At 68.7% G+C, this 22,147-nt stretch carries 21 protein-coding genes; 11 read left to right on the forward strand and 10 right to left on the reverse strand.

Annotation, left to right across the window (positions count from 1 at the left end):
- Positions 1–92: 92 nt before the first annotated feature.
- Entirely contained in the window at positions 93–1,466 is a 1,374-nt protein-coding gene (locus ACFULV_RS18720) for an RNA polymerase sigma factor (RefSeq protein ID WP_378626684.1), read from the reverse strand.
- Between the two features lie 246 nt (positions 1,467–1,712).
- On the reverse strand, positions 1,713–2,471 hold the full coding sequence (gene ppgK, locus ACFULV_RS18725) for a polyphosphate--glucose phosphotransferase (protein WP_378658225.1): 759 nt from the start codon (positions 2,469–2,471) through the stop codon (positions 1,713–1,715).
- A 108-nt stretch (positions 2,472–2,579) separates the two neighbouring features.
- Between ppgK and ACFULV_RS18730 the strand changes: the two genes are divergently transcribed.
- Positions 2,580–3,479: an inositol monophosphatase family protein gene (locus ACFULV_RS18730; RefSeq protein WP_378626687.1), complete on the forward strand. Its 900-nt coding sequence runs from the start codon at positions 2,580–2,582 to the stop codon at positions 3,477–3,479.
- A 5-nt stretch (positions 3,480–3,484) separates the two neighbouring features.
- Here ACFULV_RS18730 and cei read toward each other — a convergent pair whose 3' ends face one another.
- Positions 3,485–4,168, reverse strand: coding sequence for an envelope integrity protein Cei (gene cei / locus ACFULV_RS18735; RefSeq protein WP_378626688.1), 684 nt, complete (start codon positions 4,166–4,168; stop codon positions 3,485–3,487).
- Between the two features lie 375 nt (positions 4,169–4,543).
- On the opposite strand from cei, the gene ACFULV_RS18740 reads away from it, so the two are divergent.
- Entirely contained in the window at positions 4,544–4,846 is a 303-nt protein-coding gene (locus ACFULV_RS18740) for a DUF4193 domain-containing protein (RefSeq protein ID WP_056811237.1), read from the forward strand.
- An 82-nt stretch (positions 4,847–4,928) separates the two neighbouring features.
- Here ACFULV_RS18740 and ACFULV_RS18745 read toward each other — a convergent pair whose 3' ends face one another.
- Positions 4,929–5,465 (reverse strand): DUF3093 domain-containing protein, encoded by a 537-nt coding sequence (locus ACFULV_RS18745; protein WP_378658228.1) that lies wholly within the window; start codon positions 5,463–5,465, stop codon positions 4,929–4,931.
- 72 nt (positions 5,466–5,537) lie between these two features.
- On the opposite strand from ACFULV_RS18745, the gene dut reads away from it, so the two are divergent.
- Entirely contained in the window at positions 5,538–6,008 is a 471-nt protein-coding gene (gene dut / locus ACFULV_RS18750; protein ID WP_378658230.1) for a dUTP diphosphatase, read from the forward strand.
- The gene (locus ACFULV_RS18755; RefSeq protein WP_378658233.1) at positions 6,008–6,916 is read left to right on the forward strand and encodes a DUF3710 domain-containing protein; all 909 of its coding nucleotides are present in this window, start codon (positions 6,008–6,010) and stop codon (positions 6,914–6,916) included. The genes dut and ACFULV_RS18755 overlap by 1 nt, the downstream gene beginning before the upstream one ends.
- Before the next feature lie 129 nt (positions 6,917–7,045).
- On the opposite strand, the gene ACFULV_RS18760 is transcribed toward ACFULV_RS18755, so the two are convergent.
- Positions 7,046–7,789 (reverse strand): alpha/beta fold hydrolase, encoded by a 744-nt coding sequence (locus tag ACFULV_RS18760; protein ID WP_378658235.1) that lies wholly within the window; start codon positions 7,787–7,789, stop codon positions 7,046–7,048.
- 74 nt (positions 7,790–7,863) lie between these two features.
- Here ACFULV_RS18760 and ACFULV_RS18765 point away from each other — a divergent pair, with 74 nt between their 5' ends.
- The 3 genes from ACFULV_RS18765 to ACFULV_RS18775 all read left to right on the forward strand — a co-directional run bounded on the left by ACFULV_RS18765 (position 7,864) and on the right by ACFULV_RS18775 (position 9,792).
- Positions 7,864–8,271, forward strand: coding sequence for an OB-fold nucleic acid binding domain-containing protein (locus tag ACFULV_RS18765; RefSeq protein WP_101466671.1), 408 nt, complete (start codon positions 7,864–7,866; stop codon positions 8,269–8,271).
- A gap of 3 nt (positions 8,272–8,274) precedes the next feature.
- A complete protein-coding gene (locus tag ACFULV_RS18770; RefSeq protein ID WP_378626695.1) occupies positions 8,275–9,021 on the forward strand; it encodes a DUF3159 domain-containing protein in 747 nt (248 codons plus the stop codon).
- A 99-nt stretch (positions 9,022–9,120) separates the two neighbouring features.
- Complete coding sequence (locus tag ACFULV_RS18775; protein ID WP_378658238.1) at positions 9,121–9,792, forward strand: sigma-70 family RNA polymerase sigma factor; 672 nt, start codon at positions 9,121–9,123, stop codon at positions 9,790–9,792.
- A gap of 4 nt (positions 9,793–9,796) precedes the next feature.
- On the opposite strand, the gene ACFULV_RS18780 is transcribed toward ACFULV_RS18775, so the two are convergent.
- On the reverse strand, positions 9,797–10,468 hold the full coding sequence (locus tag ACFULV_RS18780) for a TrkA family potassium uptake protein (RefSeq protein ID WP_067458738.1): 672 nt from the start codon (positions 10,466–10,468) through the stop codon (positions 9,797–9,799).
- Between the two features lie 4 nt (positions 10,469–10,472).
- Complete coding sequence (locus ACFULV_RS18785) at positions 10,473–11,138, reverse strand: TrkA family potassium uptake protein (protein WP_056811222.1); 666 nt, start codon at positions 11,136–11,138, stop codon at positions 10,473–10,475.
- Between the two features lie 171 nt (positions 11,139–11,309).
- Here ACFULV_RS18785 and ACFULV_RS18790 point away from each other — a divergent pair, with 171 nt between their 5' ends.
- The 3 genes from ACFULV_RS18790 to ACFULV_RS18800 are packed head-to-tail and all read left to right on the forward strand — an operon-like array spanning position 11,310 to position 16,158.
- A complete protein-coding gene (locus ACFULV_RS18790) occupies positions 11,310–13,307 on the forward strand; it encodes an APC family permease (protein WP_378658539.1) in 1,998 nt (665 codons plus the stop codon).
- A gap of 36 nt (positions 13,308–13,343) precedes the next feature.
- On the forward strand, positions 13,344–14,702 hold the full coding sequence (locus ACFULV_RS18795) for a class I SAM-dependent RNA methyltransferase (protein WP_378658241.1): 1,359 nt from the start codon (positions 13,344–13,346) through the stop codon (positions 14,700–14,702).
- A gap of 7 nt (positions 14,703–14,709) precedes the next feature.
- The gene (locus ACFULV_RS18800; protein WP_378658244.1) at positions 14,710–16,158 is read left to right on the forward strand and encodes an FAD-dependent oxidoreductase; all 1,449 of its coding nucleotides are present in this window, start codon (positions 14,710–14,712) and stop codon (positions 16,156–16,158) included.
- On the opposite strand, the gene ACFULV_RS18805 is transcribed toward ACFULV_RS18800, so the two are convergent.
- Positions 16,139–16,810, reverse strand: coding sequence for an SIMPL domain-containing protein (locus ACFULV_RS18805; RefSeq protein ID WP_378658247.1), 672 nt, complete (start codon positions 16,808–16,810; stop codon positions 16,139–16,141). The two genes, ACFULV_RS18800 and ACFULV_RS18805, sit on opposite strands and share 20 nt — an antisense overlap.
- A gap of 73 nt (positions 16,811–16,883) precedes the next feature.
- On the reverse strand, positions 16,884–18,692 hold the full coding sequence (glsA, locus tag ACFULV_RS18810; RefSeq protein ID WP_378658542.1) for a glutaminase A: 1,809 nt from the start codon (positions 18,690–18,692) through the stop codon (positions 16,884–16,886).
- A gap of 317 nt (positions 18,693–19,009) precedes the next feature.
- Between glsA and dxs the strand changes: the two genes are divergently transcribed.
- Entirely contained in the window at positions 19,010–20,908 is a 1,899-nt protein-coding gene (dxs, locus tag ACFULV_RS18815; RefSeq protein ID WP_378658250.1) for a 1-deoxy-D-xylulose-5-phosphate synthase, read from the forward strand.
- Positions 20,909–21,263: 355 nt separating this feature from the next.
- On the opposite strand, the gene ACFULV_RS18820 is transcribed toward dxs, so the two are convergent.
- On the reverse strand, positions 21,264–22,103 hold the full coding sequence (locus ACFULV_RS18820) for a class I SAM-dependent methyltransferase (RefSeq protein WP_378658253.1): 840 nt from the start codon (positions 22,101–22,103) through the stop codon (positions 21,264–21,266).
- Between the last annotated feature and the right edge of the window lie 44 nt (positions 22,104–22,147).

A 22,147-nucleotide genomic window follows, 5' to 3' on the forward strand; every position in this document is an offset into this window, starting at 1 on the left:
ACAGGCCGTCCACCAGCGCACCCGCGGACACGCCGGAGGGCCCGGATCCCTCGGGATCCGGGCCCTCACCGGTGAATCTTCCGCCCCGTGTTCTAGTCGAGGTAGTCGCGCAGAACCTGCGAACGGCTCGGGTGGCGCAGCTTGCTCATCGTCTTCGATTCGATCTGGCGGATGCGCTCACGCGTGACGCCGTAGACCTGACCGATCTCGTCGAGGGTGCGCGGCTGACCGTCGGTGAGGCCGAAGCGCAACCGCACCACGCCCGCCTCACGCTCGGACAACGTCTCCAGCACCGACTGCAGCTGATCCTGCAGCAGGGTGAAGCTCACCGCGTCGACCGCGACGACCGCCTCGGAATCCTCGATGAAGTCACCGAGCTGGCTGTCGCCCTCGTCGCCGATGGTCTGGTCGAGCGAGATCGGTTCACGCGCGTACTGCTGGATCTCGAGGACCTTCTCCGGCGTGATGTCCATTTCCTTGGCGAGCTCCTCCGGCGTGGGCTCACGGCCCAGGTCCTGGAGCAGCTCGCGCTGGATGCGGCCGAGCTTGTTGATGACCTCGACCATGTGCACCGGGATACGGATGGTGCGGGCCTGGTCGGCCATGGCGCGGGTGATGGCCTGACGGATCCACCACGTCGCGTAGGTCGAGAACTTGTAACCCTTGGTGTAGTCGAACTTCTCGACCGCGCGGATCAGACCCAGGTTGCCTTCCTGGATGAGGTCGAGGAACGCCATGCCGCGACCGGTGTAGCGCTTGGCCAGCGAGACGACCAGCCGCAGGTTGGCCTCGAGCAGGTGGTTCTTGGCCCGGTTGCCGTCGCGCACGATCCAGTTGAAATCGCGGCGCGTGGTGACCGAGAGCTTCTCGCCCGCCTCGGCGAACTCGCGCATCTTCTCCGCGGCGAACAGGCCGGCCTCGATTCGCTTGGCGAGTTCGACCTCCTCCTCCGCGTTGAGCAGCGCGACCTTGCCGATCTGCTTGAGGTAGGCGCGCACCGAGTCGGCGGAGGCGGTGAGTTCGGCGTCCTTGCGTGCTTGACGCAGCGCTTCGGACTCCTCCTCGTCCCAGACGAAATCGCCGGAAGCCTTGTCCTTCTCGGACGGCTCCGCGGTATCGGCGACCTCGGCGGCCTCCTCGGTGACGTCCTCGACGACGACTTCCTCGCCGACGAGTTCGTCTTCGGCGACTTCGAGATCACCGAGATCGTCGACCTCGACCGACTCGTCGTCGAGCTGCTCCTCACCGCCCTCGCCCGAGGTCGCCTTCTTCGCGGCGGTTTTCTTGGCCGGAGCCTTCTTGGCGGCAGCCTTCTTCGCCGGCGCCTTCTTGGCTACGGCCTTCTTCGCCGGCGCCTTTTTGGCAGCGGCCTTTTTAGCCGGCGCCTTCTTGGCCGGGGTTACGGCGTCGTCGGCATCGGCGTCGGAGGCCGAGTCGGCGGTCTGACGGGTATTCGTGGCTACCACGTACGCCCTTTCGTGACGGTCTCGTGCGGCGTCACGCCAGAGTGGTTTTCCGGCGGAGCGGTCGGTCGGGTTGCACCGGCGATGCGTCGGCCGGGGGAAGTCGGCGCTCGTTCACCGACCTTCTCGCGACCGGCCGCGGCCGGAAGGTTTCACCGGCTCACCGCCGGACGTGTTCCATTGTAACGATCCAACCAGGGTACTCATGGCACGATGCCACCCAGGCGTTGCGTGGCAGGCCGCGCCGGGCTACGGCGCGAGGCCCGCATCGATGGCCATCGCCGCGCCGACGATACCCGCGGTGTTCTTCAATACGGCCGGAATCACGGGAGTTCTGTTGGTGAGCAACGGAATCCACTGTTCGTGATCGCGGCTGATGCCGCCGCCGGCCACGATCACCTTCGGCCAGAACAGATCCTCGATGTGACCCAACACGCGACTCACCCGTTGCGCCCACTCCGGGTAGGTGAGGTCCTCGTTGTCCTTGACCGAGGCCGCGGCCAGATCCTCGGCGTCGACGCCCTCGATCTTGAGATGGCCGAGCTCGGAGTTGGGCACCAGCACGCCGTTGTAGAGCAGCGCGGAGCCGATGCCGGTGCCGAAGGTGAGCAGCAGCGTCAGCCCGTGGAGGTCGCGTGCGGTGCCGTAGCGATCCTCGGCCAGTCCTGCCGCGTCGGCGTCGTTGAGCACGGTGACCTCGCGCCCGCCCAGCGCCTTCGCGAACAACGCGCGGGCGTCGGTGCCGATCCATGCCTGGTCGATGTTGGCCGCGGTTCTGGCGTGGCCGTCGAGGACCACGCACGGCATGGTGATACCGACCGGGCCCTCCCACCCCGCCTGCGCGACGAGTTCGGCGACCGCCCCGGCGACGGCGTCGGGCGTCGACGGCTGCGGTGTCGGGATCTTGATGCGCTCATGGGTGAGCAGGCCGGTGGCCAGATCGACCTCGGCGCCCTTCACCCCGCTGCCGCCGATATCGATACCGAATGCGTGCCCCCGAGTGGACATGGTTCAACCCCTTGCTGACGTGGTCGAGGTGCCTGGCAGACACCAGGGAGAAGAGTAGCGGTAGTCACCCCTCGCGCGACGAGCCACGACATGTGATGCGATGGGTGGGTGCCCGAATACACCGAGCCCGAGACCGTAACCGCCCCCACCACATCCGCCGATTACGAGCAGTTGCGGCGCCTGGCCGTCGAGCTCGCCGAGACGGCCGCCGCGCATGTGCGCGCCCGCAGGCCCGAGGTGTTCGCCGACGACGGACCCGTGGCGGGCGCCGTGGCCACCAAGGGGCACGTCACCGATCCGGTCACCATCGTCGACACCGAATCCGAACAGCTGATCCGTGCGCTGCTCGCCGAGCGCAGGCCCGGTGACGCGATTCTGGGGGAGGAGGGCGGCGGCGATGTCGGCGCCACCGCGGCGGGTGCCGTCACCTGGGTCGTCGACCCGATCGACGGCACCGTGAACTTCCTTTACGGGCTCCCCGGCTACGCCGTCTCGGTGGGCGCGGTGGTCGACGGCAAGCCCGTGGCGGGCGCCGTGGTCGACGTCGCCGCCGCCACCACCTACAGCGCCGCACTGGGCGCTGGATCGCACGCTGTGCGACCGGACGGCACCCGGGTGGCATTGCGCTGCAGTAGCGAGGATTCCCTCTCGGTGGCCCTGGTAGCCACCGGCTTCGCCTATGGCAGCGCGCGCCGGGCCCGCCAGGCGCAGCTGCTCACCGAGATCCTGCCGCGGATCCGCGACATCCGCCGCCTCGGCGCCGCCGCCATGGACCTGTGCCATGTCGCTTCGGGCAGGCTCGAGGCGTACTACGAGCACGGCCTCAACGCCTGGGACTGGGCCGCGGGTGCCCTCATCGCCGCCGAAGCGGGTGCGGTCGTGCACGTTCCCCCGGTCACCGTCGGCGGCGCCGCGGGCGAACTGACGGTCGTCGCGGCCCCCGGTATCGCCGGGGACCTCACCGACCTGCTCGACCGGGTCGGCGCGCCGACGGCGCTACCGGACTAGGTCGCTCAGCACTTGACTTCGCGTGCGGCGTCGAGGAGGTCCGGGTCGATCGAGGACGAGCTCGCTCCGGGCGCCAGGTTCTTGAGCGACCGGAGCACCGCCTCGGCGTCGGCGCCGGGCCGCAGCGATTCACCGAACGCCTGGCCGAGGACCAGATCGACGGTGTCGTCGGTGCGCGGATCCTCGATCAGCTCGGCGCAGGGCGCGATCAACTGCACCGAGGCGGCCGCGGGCCGACCGTTCACACCGAACCGGATCTGACCGGTGCAGGTGAGGTCGCCGCTGACATAGACCGGATCGTTACCGACCTGTGTCCCCGGCGCGCCGGCGAAGCCGAGGTCGGCCAGTGCCGCGCCGATGTTGCCCGCCTGGCCGCTCTTGCCGTTGGCGTTGAACACCCGCACCCGAGACTCCGACAGGGCCGCCGGGTCGACCTCCGCGAGTCGCGTCGGACCCACCCGGGTACCCAGTGCCGCGGGCTGCGGCGCGTTGGTGGCCGTCGGCGTGCTCGGCGCGTTGCACGCCATCGGTTCGTTGCTGTCGTCACGGGTTCGGAACGCCGTGATCCAGACGAACAGGCTCACCAGAGCCAGCACGAGGACGAGCGCGAGCCAGAGCTCGGGCCGCCGCCGCGGAAAGGGTTTGCCGTCGCGATCTGTCGCGCTGCCTTCGGTGATCAGTGAAACCACGCGCTCACTCTACGAGTCCCGCGGCGGTGCGCGAGTCGGGGAGGTCTCGGCGAGTTTCCCGGCAGGTGACGATTCGTCGTCGGTTTCGGCTCGGCGCGGGTTTGATTGCGACTTTCGTCCATTGGTCCGCTATTGTCTGGCCGCCCAGATCGAATATTTACCGGTGAAACGGTGGTCGGTCGCGGGAACAACAAGGGCATGTCCTGCGTTTACCGAACGCTGTCGGAGTAGATCGCTAGCCGATCGAACCTGATAGACGACCGGTGCACGTGTGAGGTGCACCACCGGCGGGGCGGTACGAACGCCGGAACCCTGCGGGGTTACGGCAATCGACTGATCCGGGATATACGGAGTAAGGACTGAGGGGAAGACGACATGGCAACCGACTATGACGCACCGCGGCGCACCGAATCCGACGAGGTGTCGGAGGATTCGCTCGAGGAGCTGAAGGCCCGCCGCAACGAGGCGCAGTCCGCCGTCGTGGACATCGACGAATCCGATACAGCGGAATCGTTCGAGCTTCCCGGCGCGGACTTGTCCGACGAGGTACTCAGCGTTCGGGTGGTCCCGAAGCAGGCGGACGAGTTCACCTGCTCGAGCTGTTTCCTCGTGCATCACCGCAGCCGACTGGCCACCGAGAAGGGTGGACAGCTCATCTGCATGGATTGCGCGCTCTAGCGGCAGGCAGTGCGTGGCCCCGTGCGGTCGATCGACCCGCATGGGCTACGCGGACTGATCCGTAGGGATCAGCGAGGAAGGGTCAGCCCGCGCTCGGGAGTCCGAGCGCGGCCAAGACCCGGTCCGGCCTTCGCGTACTGACCAACCAGTACGGCGTGGGGTCGTCCGGGTCGTCCAGCACCAGCAATACCATCGGGCCGATCCAGGCCCGGTGCTGCACATAGGCGGCGGGGTCGAGTTGTCGGCCCAGCGCCGCACTCTTGGCCGTCGGCGCGACGGCCGCGGCGCGCGCGACGAAGCTCACCGGTAGGTGGGCGCGGTCGACGCGCAGTTCCGCCGTACCATCGTCGGCCACGGTGACATCCAGGCGATGCCTGCTCATCCACAACAGAATCCAGACCGGGACCGGCGCCAGCAACACGTACGGCAGCCACGCCCGCAGACCCGGCGCGCCCATGTGGATCTCGGCCGCGAGCAGGCCAGCGATCGCGAAGCCGACCGGCCACCACCACAGCGGCACCCACAGGCGCTCGGAGTAGGGCGACGGACCCTGCGCGCTCGGCGCACGGTGGTCGGTGTCTGTGGTCGCGGTCGTCGGGGAATGGGGCTGGTCGGGCACCCCTCAACACTAGGTCACCGCACCAGGGCTGCGACGAGAAGGTCCGGCCTCGACCGCGTAGTCTCGACCGATGTGAACGCACTTGCACCGATTCCGCTGCGGCGGCTCGATCCCGGCATCCCTGTGCCGACGCGTGCCCATCCGGGTGACGCGGGCGTCGACCTCTGTACCACCGAGGATGTGATCATCGAACCGGGCGAGCGGGTGCTGGTCGGCACCGGGATCGCGATCGCGTTGCCGATGGGCACGGTCGGCTTGATCCACCCCCGGTCCGGCTTGGCGGCGAAGGCCGGTCTGTCGGTGGTCAACACGCCCGGCACGGTCGACGCGGGCTACCGCGGTGAGATCAAGGTGTGCCTGATCAACCACGACCCGCGCACCGCCATCGAGCTGCGTCGCGGCGACCGCATCGCGCAGTTGCTGGTGCAGCGGGTCGAGTTGGTCGACTTCGCCGAGGTCGACGATCTCGACGAGACCGCCCGTGGCAGCGGCGGGTACGGGTCGAGCGGCGGGCATGCCAGCCTGGCCGGCAAGGAGGCGTGATGGGTCTGTTCGGAAAGAAGAAGCGCGTGCGTGACGACGCTGCCGACGACTACGTCGAATACGACGACGTCGAGTACGACGAGGCGGACTACGACTTGGACGCGGACTCCGACGAGTACGACACCGACGAGTTCCAGCGCCCCGACTTCGCGCGCCTCGACTTCGACGACGCTCCCACCGATGAGCGCATCTACGGCAATTTCGACCATGCCCCCGATGCCGCCGCGGGCCCCTACGACATCAGCGAGGTCTCCGACGAGGCCATCTCGCGTCGCCTCGATCTCGGCTCGGTGCTCATCCCGGTGCCCCAGGGCGGGCAGTTGCAGGTGGAGATGAGTCCCGACGGCACCCCGCAGGCGGTGCACCTGGCCACCGAGCACGGCAGGCTCACGGTCGCCGCCTACGCCGCGCCGAAGTCGGCGGGTCAGTGGCGCACGGTCGCCGCGGATCTGGCGGAGTCGCTGCGCGGTGACGGTGCGAGCGTGGCTGTCGAGAAGGGCCCGTGGGGCCGCGAGGTCAAGGCGATCACCGAGGGCGCCGATCTGCGTTTCATCGGTGTCGACGGTCCTCGCTGGATGATCCGGCTGGTCGCCGCCGGCCCCAAGGGCGCCGTCGACGATCGCAGCCCGCTGATCACCGCTGCCCGCGCGGTCCTGGCCGACGCCGTGGTCCGCCGCGGCACCGAACCCCTGCCCGTGCGCGACCCGCTCCCGGTGGTCCTGCCCCAGGAACTGGCCGAACAGCTGGCCGCCGCCCATCAGCAGCAGGTCCAGGCCCAGCAGGACGCGCTCGAGGCCCAGGCGGCCGCCGCGGCCGCTCCGCCGCCCTCGGCCCTCCCGCCGAAACTGCCGGACGAGCCGCGTCGAGGCGCGGACGGTTCGGCCATGCAGCAACTCGGCCTGAACTGAGTTGGGCTCCTCCGCCTCTCCGCGGCTTTCGCCGGTCGTGGGGAGGTGGTTCGGCTGGTGAACGGGCCGGTGGTTCGGGGTGGGTCTGATGTCGGGGCTACCTGGCGAGTTAGCCCTGTACTAGCGAAATCAGTTGTCCTGCAGGATGTTTCGTTGCCTGGGGGTCGCTGGTAGTAACTTGCCCAACTCTGTGAACCCGGCATGCCCGAGTACCGCCGGGTCGGCGCCCAGCTCGGCGAGTGTCACCCGGTGTAGTCGGGCTGACGGCAATGTTGCCGCCCATTCCTCGGCGACAGCGATCGGGTGGACCGGGTCGTCCTCGGCGCCGACCACCGCGACCGGCACGTCGTTGCCCGCCAAGTCGTCCAGCGACGGCCACGCGTATGCGGCGGCCTCGTCCAGCGCTGCGGGCAGATGCGGCCACTGCCCGCGCCAGGACTGGGTCAGTGCGTCGGCCAACCAGACCGGACTCGAGGCGCGCATCCGCTCGATCACCGCCTCCAGGCCGTCGGCTCGCAGTTGCTCGGCGGTAACCGCGGCGCTCAATGCGGCTGGGCACGCGGCGGTTTCGGCACCCGTCCAGGCGGGTAATGCTGTGATGACACCGACTACCGCGGTCCGGTGCTCGGCTGCCCAGTCGAGTGCGATCGCGGCGCCGAGGGAGATGCCCGCGGCCAGGACCGGACCGCGCGCCGCGGCAGCGTCCAAAGCCGCGGTACAGCTCCCGATCACGGCCTGCGGGTCCGGTTCGACGGCGTGGAAGGCGAGTCCGTACGCGAGGGCGGCAGGCCCGAACGCACGGGCCGCGAAATCGGCGTCGGAGCCGGTCCCCGGCAGGGCGACCACGGTGACCTGGGGTGGGGTGCGCAACACCGACCGAGCGTAGCGGCCGGGCGTTTGCCCATCTACAGTGGCGGTGTACGGCCAACTAGCGGGAGAAGCGTGACATGTCGTCATCCACGGGCGGACACAAGTCGGGATCGGGTCCGGACTCGGGATATTTTCGCCGACTCGGTCGTCGTCTCACCGCCGATATCGACCAGCTCGACGCCGAGGAATTGGCCGAGACGGTCGATGCCTCCGGTGCCCGGCGGGCCAAGGATTGCTGTCGTGGCGAAGAGGCGACGATTCTGGGCAGACTCCGCAGTGTCGAGGCGTGTCCCAAGGCGGCCGGTGCCACCGTGCAGGCCGAGTTCTTCGACGGCACCGATGCCATCACCCTGGTGTGGATCGGGCGCAGGCGCATTCCCGGTATCGAACCGGGCAGGCGCATTCTGGTCCGTGGTCGCGTCGGCGACCGCGACGGCCGCAAGGTGATCTTCAACCCCTACTACGAATTGCGCGGGAACAGCTGACGTATGCCCTCCAGCGACGAGTACCGCACTGCCGCGGACCCCGAAGCCACCGTGGCGTTGCCCGTGGTCACCGATGAAACGGTGGACCCGGAGATCGACACCGAGGTCGACAAGGCCGAACAAACCTTGCTCGAGCAGCTCGGCGGTTTCAGCGGCCTGATCTATTCCACCCTCCCGGTTCTGGTTTTCGTCCCGGTGAACACCTTCGCAGGCCTCACCGTGGCCATCTGGGCCGCTCTCGGCGTCGCCGCCGCCATCCTGATCTGGCGGCTGGTGCAGCGCAGCCCCATCCAGCCTGCCGTCTCGGGCTTCCTCGGCGTCGGCCTGTGCGCGCTCATCGCCCAGCGAGTGGGGGAGGCCAAGGGCTTCTTCCTTTTCGGCATCTACACCAGCCTGGTGTACGCGGGCGTGTTCGCGGTGTCGATCCTGCTGCGCAGACCGCTGGTCGGGGTGATCTGGGGCGCGCTCAACGGGCACGGTCACCGCTGGCGGACCGACAAGCGCATTCGCAAGCTCTACGACCTGGCCACCGCGGTCTGGGTGGTCGTGTTCGGCGCCCGCTATCTGGTGCAGTCGCAGCTCTACGACACCGACCACACCACCTGGCTGGCCGTGGCGCGGATCGGTATGGGCTGGCCGCTCACCGCGGTCGCCCTGGTGGTCACCGTGTGGGCGGTGCGCCGCGCCGGGCACCTGCCCGCCGAGAAAGCCGACAAGCCCGGCGCGGGAACGGAATCCGTGCCCGCGTAAGGGTGGGCAGCGCGCCGCCGGAGGTGGGGAAGTACCCACCCTGGGGTATCTGGTCGCGACCGGCTGTTCGTCGCACGATCAATGCGTAGGAAAAACGCGATGATCGTGAGAGGACCGGCGACCATGATGGCAACCGAGCACCGAAATGAGCGACCGGCCACCACAGCACGCCGCGACGCCGCCAAGACCCCGGCGCCCGTGCTGTCGGAGAGCAAGCGCCTCGGCGCCGAACTCGACGCGCTGATCGGCCCGGCGGCCGCCGGTGATCGCGACGCCGTCGCCGAGATCCTGCGCCTGGTGCACCCGGTGGTCCGCCGGTACTGCTCGGCCCGCATGGGCACCACCGGACATCTCACCGTCACCGCCGACGATGTCACCCAGGAAGTCCTGATCGCCACCGTCACCGCCATCCCGCGCTACCGCGATCAGGGCAAGTCGTTCCTGGCCTTCGTCTACGGCATCGCCGCCAACAAGGTCTCCGACGCGTTCCGTCGCGGCAAGCACACCGCCTACCCCACGGCCGAGCTGCCCGACAGTGCCAGCACCTCGGCGGGTCCGGAGGAATGGGTGCTGGCCTACGAGCGCCGCGCCGCCACCCTCGAACTGATGAAGGTGCTCGCGCCGAATCACCGTGAGGTGCTGCACATGCGCATCGTGCTCGGCTGGAGCGCGGCCCAGACCGCCGAGGCCATCGGCACCAGCCCGGGCGTGGTCCGGGTGATGCAGCACCGCGCGCTCAACAAGCTGCGCGCGGAACTGAAAGTGGCGTAAGGGCTTACGGCCGCACGCCGTGCGTCGCCAGGGTGAGCCGCAGATCCTCTTCGGCCTCCACCGAGGTGACGAACAGCAGTTCGTCGTCACCCTCGAACGGATCGTCGGGTTGCGGCACGATGACCCGGCCACCGCGCAGGATCGTCACCAGCGCGGTATCGCGCGGCATCTTCAAGGTCCGCACCGGCTTTCCGGCCAGCTGGGTGTCGGCGGGCAGGGTGATCTCGACCAGATTGGCCTGCCCTTGCCGCAGCGTCATCAGCCGCACCAGATCACCCACCGACACGGCCTCCTCGACCAGCGAGGCGAGCAGCCGCGGCGTCGACACCGCCACGTCGACGCCCCACGACTCGTTGAACAGCCATTCGTTGCGCGGATCGTTGACCCGCGCCACCACCCGGCGCACCCCGAACTCGGTCTTGGCGAGCAGGGCGTGCACCAGATTCGCCTTGTCGTCGCCGGTGGCCGCGATCACCACCTCGTAGGTCTCGAGATCGGCGTTCTCCAGCAGCGACAGCTCGCAGGCGTCGGCGTGCACCCAGACGGCGTCGGGGATCGCGGCGGGATCGATGTGGTCGAGCTGGCGTTCGAGCAGCATCACCCGATGTCCGCCGCGTAGGAGTTCCCTGGCGATCGAGCGCCCGACCGCGCCCGCTCCGGCGATGGCGACCTTCATGTGTTCAGTCCTCGCTCAGTGGGGCCTTGGCGGCCAGGGCGATCGCCTCGCCGACCGTGCCGGACGTGGCCGCGACATAGACGACGTCGTCGGCCTGGACGATCGTCTTGGATTCGGGCAGCAGGCCCTGGCCGAAGCGCAGGATGAACGCCACCCGCACCTGCAGGTCGCGTTCCAGATCGCGCACCGTGCGACCGGACCAGTCCTCGTGCAGGGTCAGCTGGGTCACCGCGACCGCGCCGGTGGGATCGCGCCAGGTGGTGGTCGAGTTGTCACCGATGAGGGTGCGCAGGAACCGGTCGGTGGTCCACGGCACGGTGGCGATGGTCGGGATGCCGAGTCGTTCGTACACCTCGGCGCGCTTGGCGTCGTAGATGCGAGCGACGACACGTTCGACGCCGAACATCTCTCTGGCCACTCGCGCCGAGATGATGTTGGAGTTGTCACCGGAGCTCACCGCGGCGAAGGCGTCGGCGCGCTCGATCCCGGCGCGGGTCAGCACCTCACGGTCGAAGCCGACGCCGATCACTTCCTGCCCGGTGAAGCCCTCACCGAGGCGGCGGAAGGCGGTGGGATCCCGGTCGATGACCGTGACCTCGTGACCCACCCGGGTCAGCGCACGCGCCAGTGACGAGCCGACACGCCCGCACCCCATGATCACTACGTACACCGTGCACCCTCGTTCCTTGCCTACCCGTGGCGTCCGGCAAGGACCGTACCCGCCGGATGCTCCCATCGCCCATTTTCCCCGCGCCGCCACGGGGCAAACAATCCGGACATCGCCGTGACGCCGATCAACGTGCGCGCGAAGGTGCTGGTGAACTCCTCTATGCTCAGCCCGGTGTCCAAGTTGACGACGGCAGCCAAGCGTGTGCTGCTGGGCAGGCCGTTCCGTAGCGATTCGCTCGGCCACACGTTGTTGCCCAAGCGTATCGCTCTTCCGGTCTTCGCCTCCGACGCGATGTCGTCGGTCGCGTATGCCCCGGAGGAAATCTTCCTGGTGCTGTCGGCGGCGGGCATCTCGGCCTATGTGTACGCGCCGTGGGTCGGGCTTGCCGTAGCCCTGGTGATGGCGGTGGTCGTTGCCAGCTACCGGCAGAACGTGCACGCCTACCCGTCGGGCGGTGGTGACTACGAGGTCGCGACCAAGAACATCGGACCCAACGCCGGTCTGACGGTCGGCAGCGCGCTGCTGGTCGACTACGTGCTCACCGTCGCGGTGTCGATCTCCTCGGCGGCGTCGAACATCGGGTCCGCCATTCCGTTCGTGGCCACACACAAGGTGTTGTTCGCGGTGGTGGCGATCGCGATCCTGACCGCGATCAACCTGCGCGGCGTGCGCGAATCCGGTACGGCGTTCGCGATTCCGACGTACGCGTTCATCGTCGGCATGGTCGTGATGCTGGCCTGGGGCCTGTTCCGTACCTACGTGCTCGGTGACGATATCCAGGCCGAGTCCGCCGGTTTCGGGCTCAACGCCGAAGACGAGCACCTCTACGGCTTGGCCTTCGCCTTCCTGATCGCGCGCGCCTTCTCCTCCGGCTGTGCGGCGCTGACCGGTGTCGAAGCCATCAGCAACGGCGTGCCCGCGTTCCGTAAACCCAAGTCGCGCAATGCCGCGACCACCCTGCTGCTGCTGGGTTCCATCGCGATCGTGCTGCTGATGGGCATCATCATCCTGGCCCAGAAGATCCGCGTCGTGTACGCGCACGACCCCGCGCACCTGGTCGGCGCGCCCGCCGATTATCACCAGAAGACCCTGATCGCGCAGATCGCCGAAGCGGTGTTCCACGGTTTCCCGATCGGCTTCTTCTTCATCACCATCGTCACCGCCCTGATCCTGGTGCTGGCCGCCAACACCGCGTTCAACGGTTTCCCCGTGCTCGGTTCGATCCTGGCCCAGGACCGCTACCTGCCCCGTCAGCTGCACACCCGCGGCGACCGGCTCGCGTTCTCCAACGGCATCTTGTTCCTCTCGGGTGCCGCGATCGCGTTCGTGGTGTTCTTCGGCGCCGAAGTGACCAAGCTGATCCAGCTCTACATCGTGGGTGTGTTCGTCTCGTTCGTGCTGAGCCAGACCGGCATGCTGCGGCACTGGACGCGCCTGCTGCGCACCGAGACCGACCCCGCGCAGCGCAGGCAGATGAAGCGGTCCCGGGTGATCAACGCGATCGGTCTGACCGCGACGGGCGCCGTGCTGATGATCGTGCTGGTGACCAAGTTCTTCGCCGGCGCCTGGATCGCGATCCTCACGATGGTGGCGATCTTCGTCGTGATGAAGCTGATCCGTAAGCACTACGACTCGGTCTCGCGCGAACTCGACGAATCCGACTGGGACGGCGTGCTGCCCAGCCGCACCCACTCGCTGGTCCTGGTCTCCAAGCTGCATCTGCCCACCCGCCGCGCGCTGGCCTTCGCGCGCGCCACCCGCCCGGACACCCTGGAAGCGGTGACGGTCAACGTCGACGACGCCGACACCCGCAAGCTGGTGCGCGAATGGGAGAACAGCGAGATCAATGTGCCGTTGAAGGTGATCGAATCGCCCTATCGCGAGATCACCAAGCCGGTGCTCGATTACGTCAAGCGGGTGCGCAAGGACGCCCCGCGCGACGTGGTCACCGTCTTCATTCCCGAATACGTGGTCGGCCACTGGTGGGAGCAGGTCCTGCACAACCAGTCCGCGCTGCGGTTGAAGGGCAGGTTGCTGTTCGAGCCCGGTGTGATGGTGACGAGCGTGCCGTGGCAGCTCAGTTCCTCCACCAGGGCCAAGCAGGCAGCCGATGTGAACGCACCGGGTTCGGTGCGTCGAGGTTTCGAACGACCAGGACGTCGCGAATGAGCGGCGCGCCGGTCGAGGGTGAGAGTGGGTGTGGCCGTGAGTGATTGGAGCGGACAAGAATTCGAGGTGCGTCTCGGGGCGCCCGGGCACGGTGGGTTCATCGTCGGGCGCCACGAGGGCCGGGTCGTGTTCGTGCGACACGGACTGCCCGGTGAGCTGGTGCGGGCGCGGGTGACCGAGGATCGCGGCGGTTCGTTCTGCCGGGCCGACGCGGTCGAGATCATCGAGGCGTCCCCGGACCGGGTGCCCGCGACCTGTCCCGTGTCCGGGCCGGGCGGTGCGGGCTGCTGTGACTTCTCCTTCGCGACGCCCGCGGCGCAGCGCGCGCTCAAGGCCACAGTGGTGGAAGAGCAGTTGCGTCGGTTGGCCAAGATCGAGCGCGAGATGACGGTCGAGCCGATCGCCGGTGATTCCGGTGAGGTCACCGGTGGCTGGCGCACGCGGGTGCGGTTGGTCGTGGACGGCGCGGGGCGCGCCGGTGTGCACCGTTACCGCAGCACCGAGGTGATCGCGGATCTGCGCTGCCCGCAGCCTGTCGCCGGTGCGCTCGACGGCGTCGCGGATCGGTTGTGGACCCCGGGGGCCGATCTGGTCGTCGCGGTCGACGGTGACGGTGTGCGTCATATCGTCGAACTGGCCGAGACTCCTGCTGCCGGTCCCGCCGGCCGCCCGCAGACACCGCGTGGCGCGAGCCGTGGTCGCGGTCAGCGGCCGGGGCGTCGTCGTGAGTCGGCGCCGCCGGTGGGTGACGAGCGTGGCGCGATCCGGGACCGGGCGGCTTCGCGGAAGTCGGCGATGAACGCGCCTCGTGAGGAGTGCGTGGTCGAGGGTTCGGGTCGCGTCGTCGAGTATGTGGCGGGGCGTCGCTGGGAATTGTCGGCGACGGGATTCTGGCAGGCGCATCGCGGTGCGGCGCAATGCTATTCGGACCTGATCGCCGAGTGGTCGGGGCTCGCCCCCGGCGGTTCGGGGTGGGACCTCTACGCCGGTGTGGGCGTGTTCGCTGCCCGCCTGGCCGAGCAGGTGGGGCAGACCGGGGCGGTGACCGGAGTCGAATCCGCTCGTTCGGCGGTTGCCGACGGGGTGGCGGCGCTGGGGGATCTGCCCTGGCTGGAACTGCGTAGTGAGCGGGTCGAGGCGTGGGCTCGCAGTGCTTCCGGTAGGCCGGATGTCGTGGTGCTCGATCCGCCGCGGGCGGGGGCAGGCAAGGATGTCGTCGCCGCTGTGGCCGATGCCGATCCGCGCCGGATTGTTCACATCGGTTGCGACCCGGCGGCTTTCGCTCGTGATCTGGGGTTGTACCTGGACGCCGGGTACCACCTGGCGGAGCTGCGGGCCTTCGACGCCTTTCCGGCGACGCACCACGTCGAATGCGTGGCGCTGCTCGACCGCTGAGTGTTCGGTGATCCCGGACGATTCCACCGATAGAAAGAGAGAGTTCGCGCTACATTGTCTCAATGGTGGACGTGAACGACTCACGCCGGTTCGTTGTCATCGGGGTGGGCTGGCCGGGCTGGCCGCCGCCGTGTGGCTGGCGGAAGCCGGTGAACAGGTGACCCTGCTGGAGCGGCGAGGTCGGCTCGGCGGCCGCACGCAGGCGATGCGGGTTGCCGAGGTGGACGACCTCGCCGACAACGGCCAGCACGTGGTGGCCAGTGGGTACCGGAGCCTGTGGCGGTATCTGGAGAGCGTGGGCGCGCTGCAACACGTGGAGTTCCCCGGGGCCGGGAGCCTGCGCTGGCCGGGCGGTCGCGCAGTCATGTTGCACACCAAGGGTTTCGGAGCCGTGCGCACGCTGATGGGTGCGCATCCCGACGCGGGACCGCTGGAGCGGCTGCGCGCGCTGCGTTCCGCGCTGACGTTGGTGCGGCAGGCGCTGTGGCAGCCGGCCTACCTCGCCGACATCACCACCGACGAGTGGTTCCGGCGCCTGGCCATGCCGCCGAAAGCGCGGGAAGCCCTGTGGGATTGGCTCGCGCTCGGCATCGCCGCGGAACCGGTGGACAGGGAGTCGGCGAAGGTGTTCGCCGATGTGCTGGCCACCGGGGTCCGGATCGGGATGCGGACCCGGAAGGGTGTGACCATCGGCTACCCCACCGTGGATCTGGACACTCTCTACATCACCGGTGCCGAGAAGGTCTTCGAACGTCACGGGGTCGACGTGCGCTACCGGGCGGTGGCCCGCAAGATCGTCATCGTCGACGGTGAAGCGACCGGGGTGCAGCTGGCGGACGGCTCGGTGGTCGAGGCCGATGCGGTGATCTGCGCGGTTCCGAACTCGAGTATCAGCGGGCTCCTCGACGACCTGCCCGAACACGCCGAAATATACGCGGCCGCAGACAAACTGGGTTTCACGCCGATCGTGAGCACGAACCTGTATCTGGACCGGCCGCTGAAAACCAAGTCGGCCATGGAGGCGCTGATCGGCGGCACCGGAGTGATCGATCAGGTCTTCGACCGGCAGCGCATGCACCAGCGCGCACCCGACGGCACCTGGCTGTACTGCCTGACCACCAGCGGCGCCTACGAGCAGATCCACAAGAGCAACAGCGAGATCGTCGCCGAGCAAATGGATCTCATCCGCCGCTACTACCCGGAAGCCGCCGACGCTCAGGTCGTCACCGGCCATGTGGTGAAGATGCCGAAGGCAACCTTTTCCCAGGTTCTCGGTACCGACAACCTGCGCCCCGACCAGCGCACCTCGGTCCCGAACCTGATGCTGGCCGGCGACTGGACCCGCACGGACTGGTGCGCCACGATGGAAAGCGCCGTCCAGAGTGCCGAACGCGCCGTCGAAGCGCTGCTCGCGCAGCCTGAGCAGACCGGCCGCGTCAGTCGAGGGCCCAGGTGACGCGGACGCTTGCTCCGACTTCGGTTTCGCCGGGGACCACGGGAACCGGGGAGCTGGCTCGGGCCATCAGCATGGGGGTGGAGTCCATTTCCGCGCTGATGTCGTAGGCGCGGGAGCTCGGAGGTGAGGTGTCCTCGGTGATCTGGAGGACAGCGCCCAGGCTCACTCCGGCGCGGGTCGCGTACTGCTCGGCTTTCGCCTTCGCGTCGTCGTAGGCCGCGTCGCGGGCTTGCTCGAGCAGGGGGTCCGGGTCGGCGATGCCTCGGGTGAGGCCGCCGAGGCGGACATCGTCGCCGCCCGCGTTCACCGCGGCGGCGACCGTTTCGGCGGGGTCGATGCCGGTGCCTTCGCGCAGCGACACACTGAGGCCGGTGGAGGCCAGGTATCCGGCGATCTCGTTGCGCCCGTTGTCGGTGTAGACGGTTTCGGTGCGCACGCTCAGGCCACTGGTGGCCATGTCCGCGTCACTCACTCCGGCGGTTCGCAGCGCCGCGACTACCGCGCTCACCCGGTCGCCGGCCCGCCCGTAGGCCCCGGCGACGGTGTCGGCGCGCGATTCCACCGACAACGTCAACCGGATCAGGTCGGGGACCGCGCGCACCACGCCGCGCCCGAAGGTGGTCGTGCTCGCCTGCCAGGACTTCTTGCTCACCGCGGTACTCCTGTCGGTCGAAGGCTGCTGTGCTGCTCAACGTCTCGCGTAAGGACCGAGTTCCGCCCGGCGGTCAGTAGTTCTCGGCGTTGCCCGAGATGGTTCGGACGGTGGCTTCCATCTGCGCGTATGCCCCGGCCGCGAGCCGTTGCAGCAGGGCGAGTTTCAGTTGCGGGTGCTGCTCGGCGAGCTCGTCGAACACGGCCGCGCTCATCACCGCCACCCGCAGCCCGGTCTCGGCGACGATGTCGTTGACGAACTTCTCGCCGGTCAACATCGGGATCTCGCCGAACGACATCCCCGACGACAACGTCACCAACCGGTGCACCCGCCCGTCGGTGCCCGCGAAGGTGGCCCGCACCCGCCCGGCGAGAATCAGATACAGCCCGGACCGTGGCTCGCCGCGCTCGGCGATCACCTCGCCGCGGGCGAAGGTGCGGGCGACGAAATCCGCGCACAGCCGGTCCCGGTCGGCGGCGGCGAGCCCCACCAGCAGCGGATGCTCGTGGAGGTCGATCGACGTGGCGGCGCGCGTTCCCGGCGGCCGATGCCGGTCGAGCACGATGTCCTCACACCATTCGGTCGCGGTGTCGCGGTCGACGAACACCCGCCCGCGCGGATCGTCGGGATCCAGACTCGACACCTCGTGACCGAGCTTGGCATCGGGATCGACCAGCGCCACCCGGCTGCCCCGGCGCACCAGCTCGGTCTGCAACTGCTCGACCATCCCGCGGGCCACCTGGCTCACCTCACCGACCCGGCGCAGGTCGATCACCAGCGCGTCGAGCTCGTCGGCGTTGCCCTCGATCGCCCGCACCGCCCGCTCGGCACCGGCGAACAACAGGTCGCCGTGCAGCTCGTAGACCCGCGCACGGTCACCATGGGCGGCCAGCACCTCGGCGTCCTCGGGGGTACGGCGCAGTCGCGACGGCAGCTGCGCGACCGAGTAGTCGGCGCGGATCGCGGTGCGCGCCGATCGGGTCACGTGACAGAAGTGCAGTTCGAGCCGTCGCGACAGCTCCCGGCACGCCGCCACCCCGCGCACGCTGTTGCCCTGCCCGTCCAGCCTCGGTGAATACACCGAGATCCCGAGCTGACCGGGCAGCACCGCGATGATCCCGCCGCCGACCCCGCTCTTGGCGGGCAGCCCGACCGTGGTCACCCAGTCACCGGCGGCGTTGTACATGCCGCAGGTGGTCATCACGCTGAGCACCCGTTCGGTGAGCGAGGTCGACAGCGCCCGTTCGTGTGTCTTCGGATTGACCCCGTTGTCGGCCAGGGTCGCCGCCATCACAGCCAGATCGGCGCAGGTGATCTCGATCGAGCACTGCCGGAAGTACCGGTCGACCACGTCGTCCGGATCGACATCGATGATGCCGACCGAGCGCAACATGTACCCGATCGCCCGATTGCGGTACCCCGTGCGGGCTTCGGATTCGTAGACCGCCTCGTTCATCGTCAACTCGCGCCCGGCGAAGCGGGAGTAGCAGCGACGGACCCGCTCGAACTTGTCGGCGGCGTCGCGGCCGTCGATCAGCGAGGCCGCGGTGATGGCCCCGGAGTTGATCATCGGATTGCTCGGGCGCTGGGTGTCGGGTTCGAGGCTGATCTCGTTGAACGGTTCACCCGACGGCTCCACATCGATGTGCTCGGCCACCCCGTCGAGTCCGCGATCGGCCAGCGCCAGCGCGTAGGTGAACGGCTTGGAGATGGACTGGATGGTGAACCCGATGTCGGTGTCGCCGACCTGATAGACGAGTCCGTCGGCGGTCGCCAGGCACAGTCCGAACGAATCCGGTGCTACGGCGGCGAGCTCGGGGATGTAGTCGGCGGGTGCGCCGGAGGTGTCGTCGCGACAGGCCGCGTACACCTCGTCGAGCATGCCCGCCACGACACCCGGGTCGATCGTGCGCGTCGCGCCGTGCGGTCGAGTCACAGCGTCACTGTAGGTCGCGGCGTCGATGGCCCGGTCCTGGACGCGCGGGGGAGATTGTCCTCACAGCCCAGAACTCGGTGAGGTAAGCCTTGGTCGAACCCGATTTCCGCCCGCGCGTCCTGTTCACCGGGCCTGCGGCGGTATCGTCGTCGCGACCGTAGAGCTCGCCGTGCCCGTGCTGGGAAGGGCCCGCGAGCCTGTGCCCGTCACGCGGGCAAATACACTGGGCTGATCACAATGTAGTCCGGAGGGAGCGAGTTCAGGTGGGAGTGCTGTCGCGGGTGGATTCACCCGAAGATCTGCGCCGGCTGAGCGTGCCGCAGCTGCGGGAACTGGCGGACGAGATCCGCGAGTTCCTGGTGCAGAAGGTCGCCGCCACCGGAGGCCATCTCGGCCCCAATCTCGGGGTGGTCGAGCTGACCATCGCCTTACACCGGATTTTCGATTCGCCCGCCGATCCGTTGATCTTCGACACCGGCCACCAGGCGTATGTGCACAAGATCCTCACCGGTCGCAAGGATCGCTTCGACTCGCTACGCAGCCGCGACGGTCTGTCGGGCTACCCGAGCCGCGCCGAGAGCGAACACGACTGGGTCGAGTCCTCACACGCGTCGGCCGCGCTGTCCTACGTCGACGGCCTCGCGAAGGCGTTCGCGCTCACCGACCAGGACCGCACCCCGGTCGCGATCGTCGGCGACGGCGCGCTCACCGGCGGCATGTGCTGGGAGGCGCTCAACAACATCGCGGGTGCGCCCGATCGCCCGGTGGTGGTGGTGGTCAACGACAACGGCCGTTCCTATGCCCCCACGATCGGCGGACTCGCCGACCGCCTGACCGCCCTGCGCACCCAGCCTGCCTATGAGCACGCGCTCGACGCCGGGAAACGCATCCTGAAAAGCATTCCCGCCGTGGGTGATTCGGCGTATTCGATGGTTCACGCCCTCAAGGCCGGGATCAAGGACGCGGTGAGCCCGCAGGAACTGTTCTCCGATCTGGGCATGAAGTACGTCGGCCCGGTCGACGGCCACGATCTCGTCGCGCTCGAGGCGGCGATGCGGCGTGCCAAGGACTTCGGTGGCCCGGTCGTCGTGCACGTGGTCACCCGCAAGGGCAACGGTTACGAGCACGCCGAGAACCACGTCGCCGACCAGATGCACGCCTGCGACCCGATCGACCCGCTCACCGGCCGCCCGCTGGCGGGCAAGAAGGCCAAGGGCTGGACCGCGGTGTTCTCCGAGGAGCTCATCGAACACGGTGCGCGCCGCGACGACATCGTCGCCATCACCGCCGCCATGCCGGGCCCCACCGGCCTGGCCGCGTTCGGTGAACGCTTCCCCGAGCGCATGTTCGACGTCGGTATCGCCGAACAGCACGGCATGGCCTCGGCCGCCGGTCTGGCGCTGGGTGGCATGCACCCCGTGGTCGCCATCTACGCCACCTTCCTCAACCGTGCGTTCGACCAGCTCCTGATGGACGTGGCATTGCTGAAGCAGCCCGTCACGGTCGTGCTGGATCGCGCGGGTGTCACCGGCCCCGACGGCGCCAGCCACAACGGCATGTGGGACTTCTCGCTGCTGGGCATCATCCCCGGTATCCGGGTCGCGGCCCCGCGCGACGGTGCCACGCTACGGGAGGAACTGGCCGAAGCGCTCGCCGTCTCCGACGGTCCGACCGTGCTGCGGTTCCCGAAGGGCAGTGTCGCCGAGGACATCACGGCCGTGGAACGTCTCGACGGGCTGGATGTGCTGCGATTGGCCGTGCCCGGTGCGGGCTCCGCCCAGTCCCAGCACGGTGACGTCCTGATCGTCGCCGTCGGCCCCTTCGCCGACACCGCGATGAAGGTCGCCGAACTCCTCGAACCTCGAGGCATTTCGGTCACCGTCGTCGACCCGCGCTGGGTCATCCCGGTGTCGGACACCTTGGTCAAGCTCGCGGAGAACTACCGCCTCGTGGTCACCGTCGAAGACGGCGGTCTGCACGGCGGCATCGGCTCCACCGTCTCCGCCCGCCTGCGCGACGCGGGCCTGGACGTCCCCACCCGCGATCTCGGTGTGCCCCAGCAGTTCCTGGACCACGCCTCCCGCAACGAGATCCTCGAAGAACTCGGCCTCACCCCCGACGCCATCGCCCAGCGGATCGGCGGCTGGCTGCAATCACGCTGACCAGAGCCGGATAACGCCCGCCGCGTGTCGGGCGTTGTCCACCTCGGGTGTTGCGTACCTTCGCTGCCGAACGGACTGCTCGGGATTCCGATCGGCAGGAGAGTAGCTGGCAGCCGCTGACGATGTCGCCCCCTCCTCGCTGCTGCCCACCGACATCGCCCAGGGCAGCGCCGCGGCGGACTGCAATCGGCTACCGGACAAGTCGGCCATGGGCATGGTGGTCCAGCAGGTCGACGCCGCCTACGGCAACGGCGCGCAGAAGTACGAGCAAGGCGTGACAGCCCGCGACGAGAAGACCCGCGCGATCCTGCATGCCCTCGGCGAGGATGCCCGAAACTGCGCGGCTCGACGGTGCCTAGTGGCCAGGCCGCCGGGCGACGACGGCGAAATTCAACGGGATGCGCGGTGCGCCGTCGGGCAATGTCCACCCCTGCTCGCAGGGCACGAGATCGGCGAACGCGGGCCAGTCCATCGTGGGCAGCTCGGTCAACGCCTCGATGACGAGCCCGGCTCCGAGCAGCGCGCCGACGATCTCGCCCAGGTCGTGGCGCCACTCGTGATTGGTGGAGTGCGCGATCTGCCCCTCGGATTCCTCGGTGTAGGTCCCCGAGTCCGAGTAGCTGCGAGCACCGCCACCGCCGAGATAGTCGTCGTCGATCTCCCACGGTTCGAACTGCATCGCACCCAGAATCGGATGGTCGTCGCGGATCACGAACACCCCGCCCGGTTCGAGCAGGTCATGGATCGACCGCGCCCACGCGGTGAGCTCCGGCAGCCAGACGATGGTTCCCGCGCTGGTCACGATGGTGTCGAAGCGCCGATCGAGCAGCGAGGAGGCGAACCGCGCGTCGCCTTCGACCCAGGTGATCTCGCGACCGTCGGCCGCGGCGATCCGCGCGGCGTGCCGCAGCGAGTTCGGCGACAGATCCAGTCCGTGTACCTCGATCGCGCCCAACCGCGCCCAGGACACGGTGTCGGTCCCGATGTGACACTGCAGATGCAGCAGGGATCGCCCCCGGATCCCGGATTCCGGTAGGTGCGGGGCCAGGACCGCGAGATCGTTGCGCACCACCGAGGAAATGTCGTCCGGGTCGGCCAGAAAGGCGTCGACGTCGTACATCCGCGAGCGCGCGTGCACGTCGGCCCGGTCGTCCCAATTCGCGCGGTTGGCGGCGATCGCTTCGGCTTCGAGCACGGCGTGACCTTTCGACGACGGTGTGACGGTGAGGATCAACGCTA

Origin of the sequence: Nocardia sp. NPDC057272 (genome assembly GCF_042668615.1) — a bacterium.
Taxonomy (GTDB): domain Bacteria; phylum Actinomycetota; class Actinomycetes; order Mycobacteriales; family Mycobacteriaceae; genus Nocardia.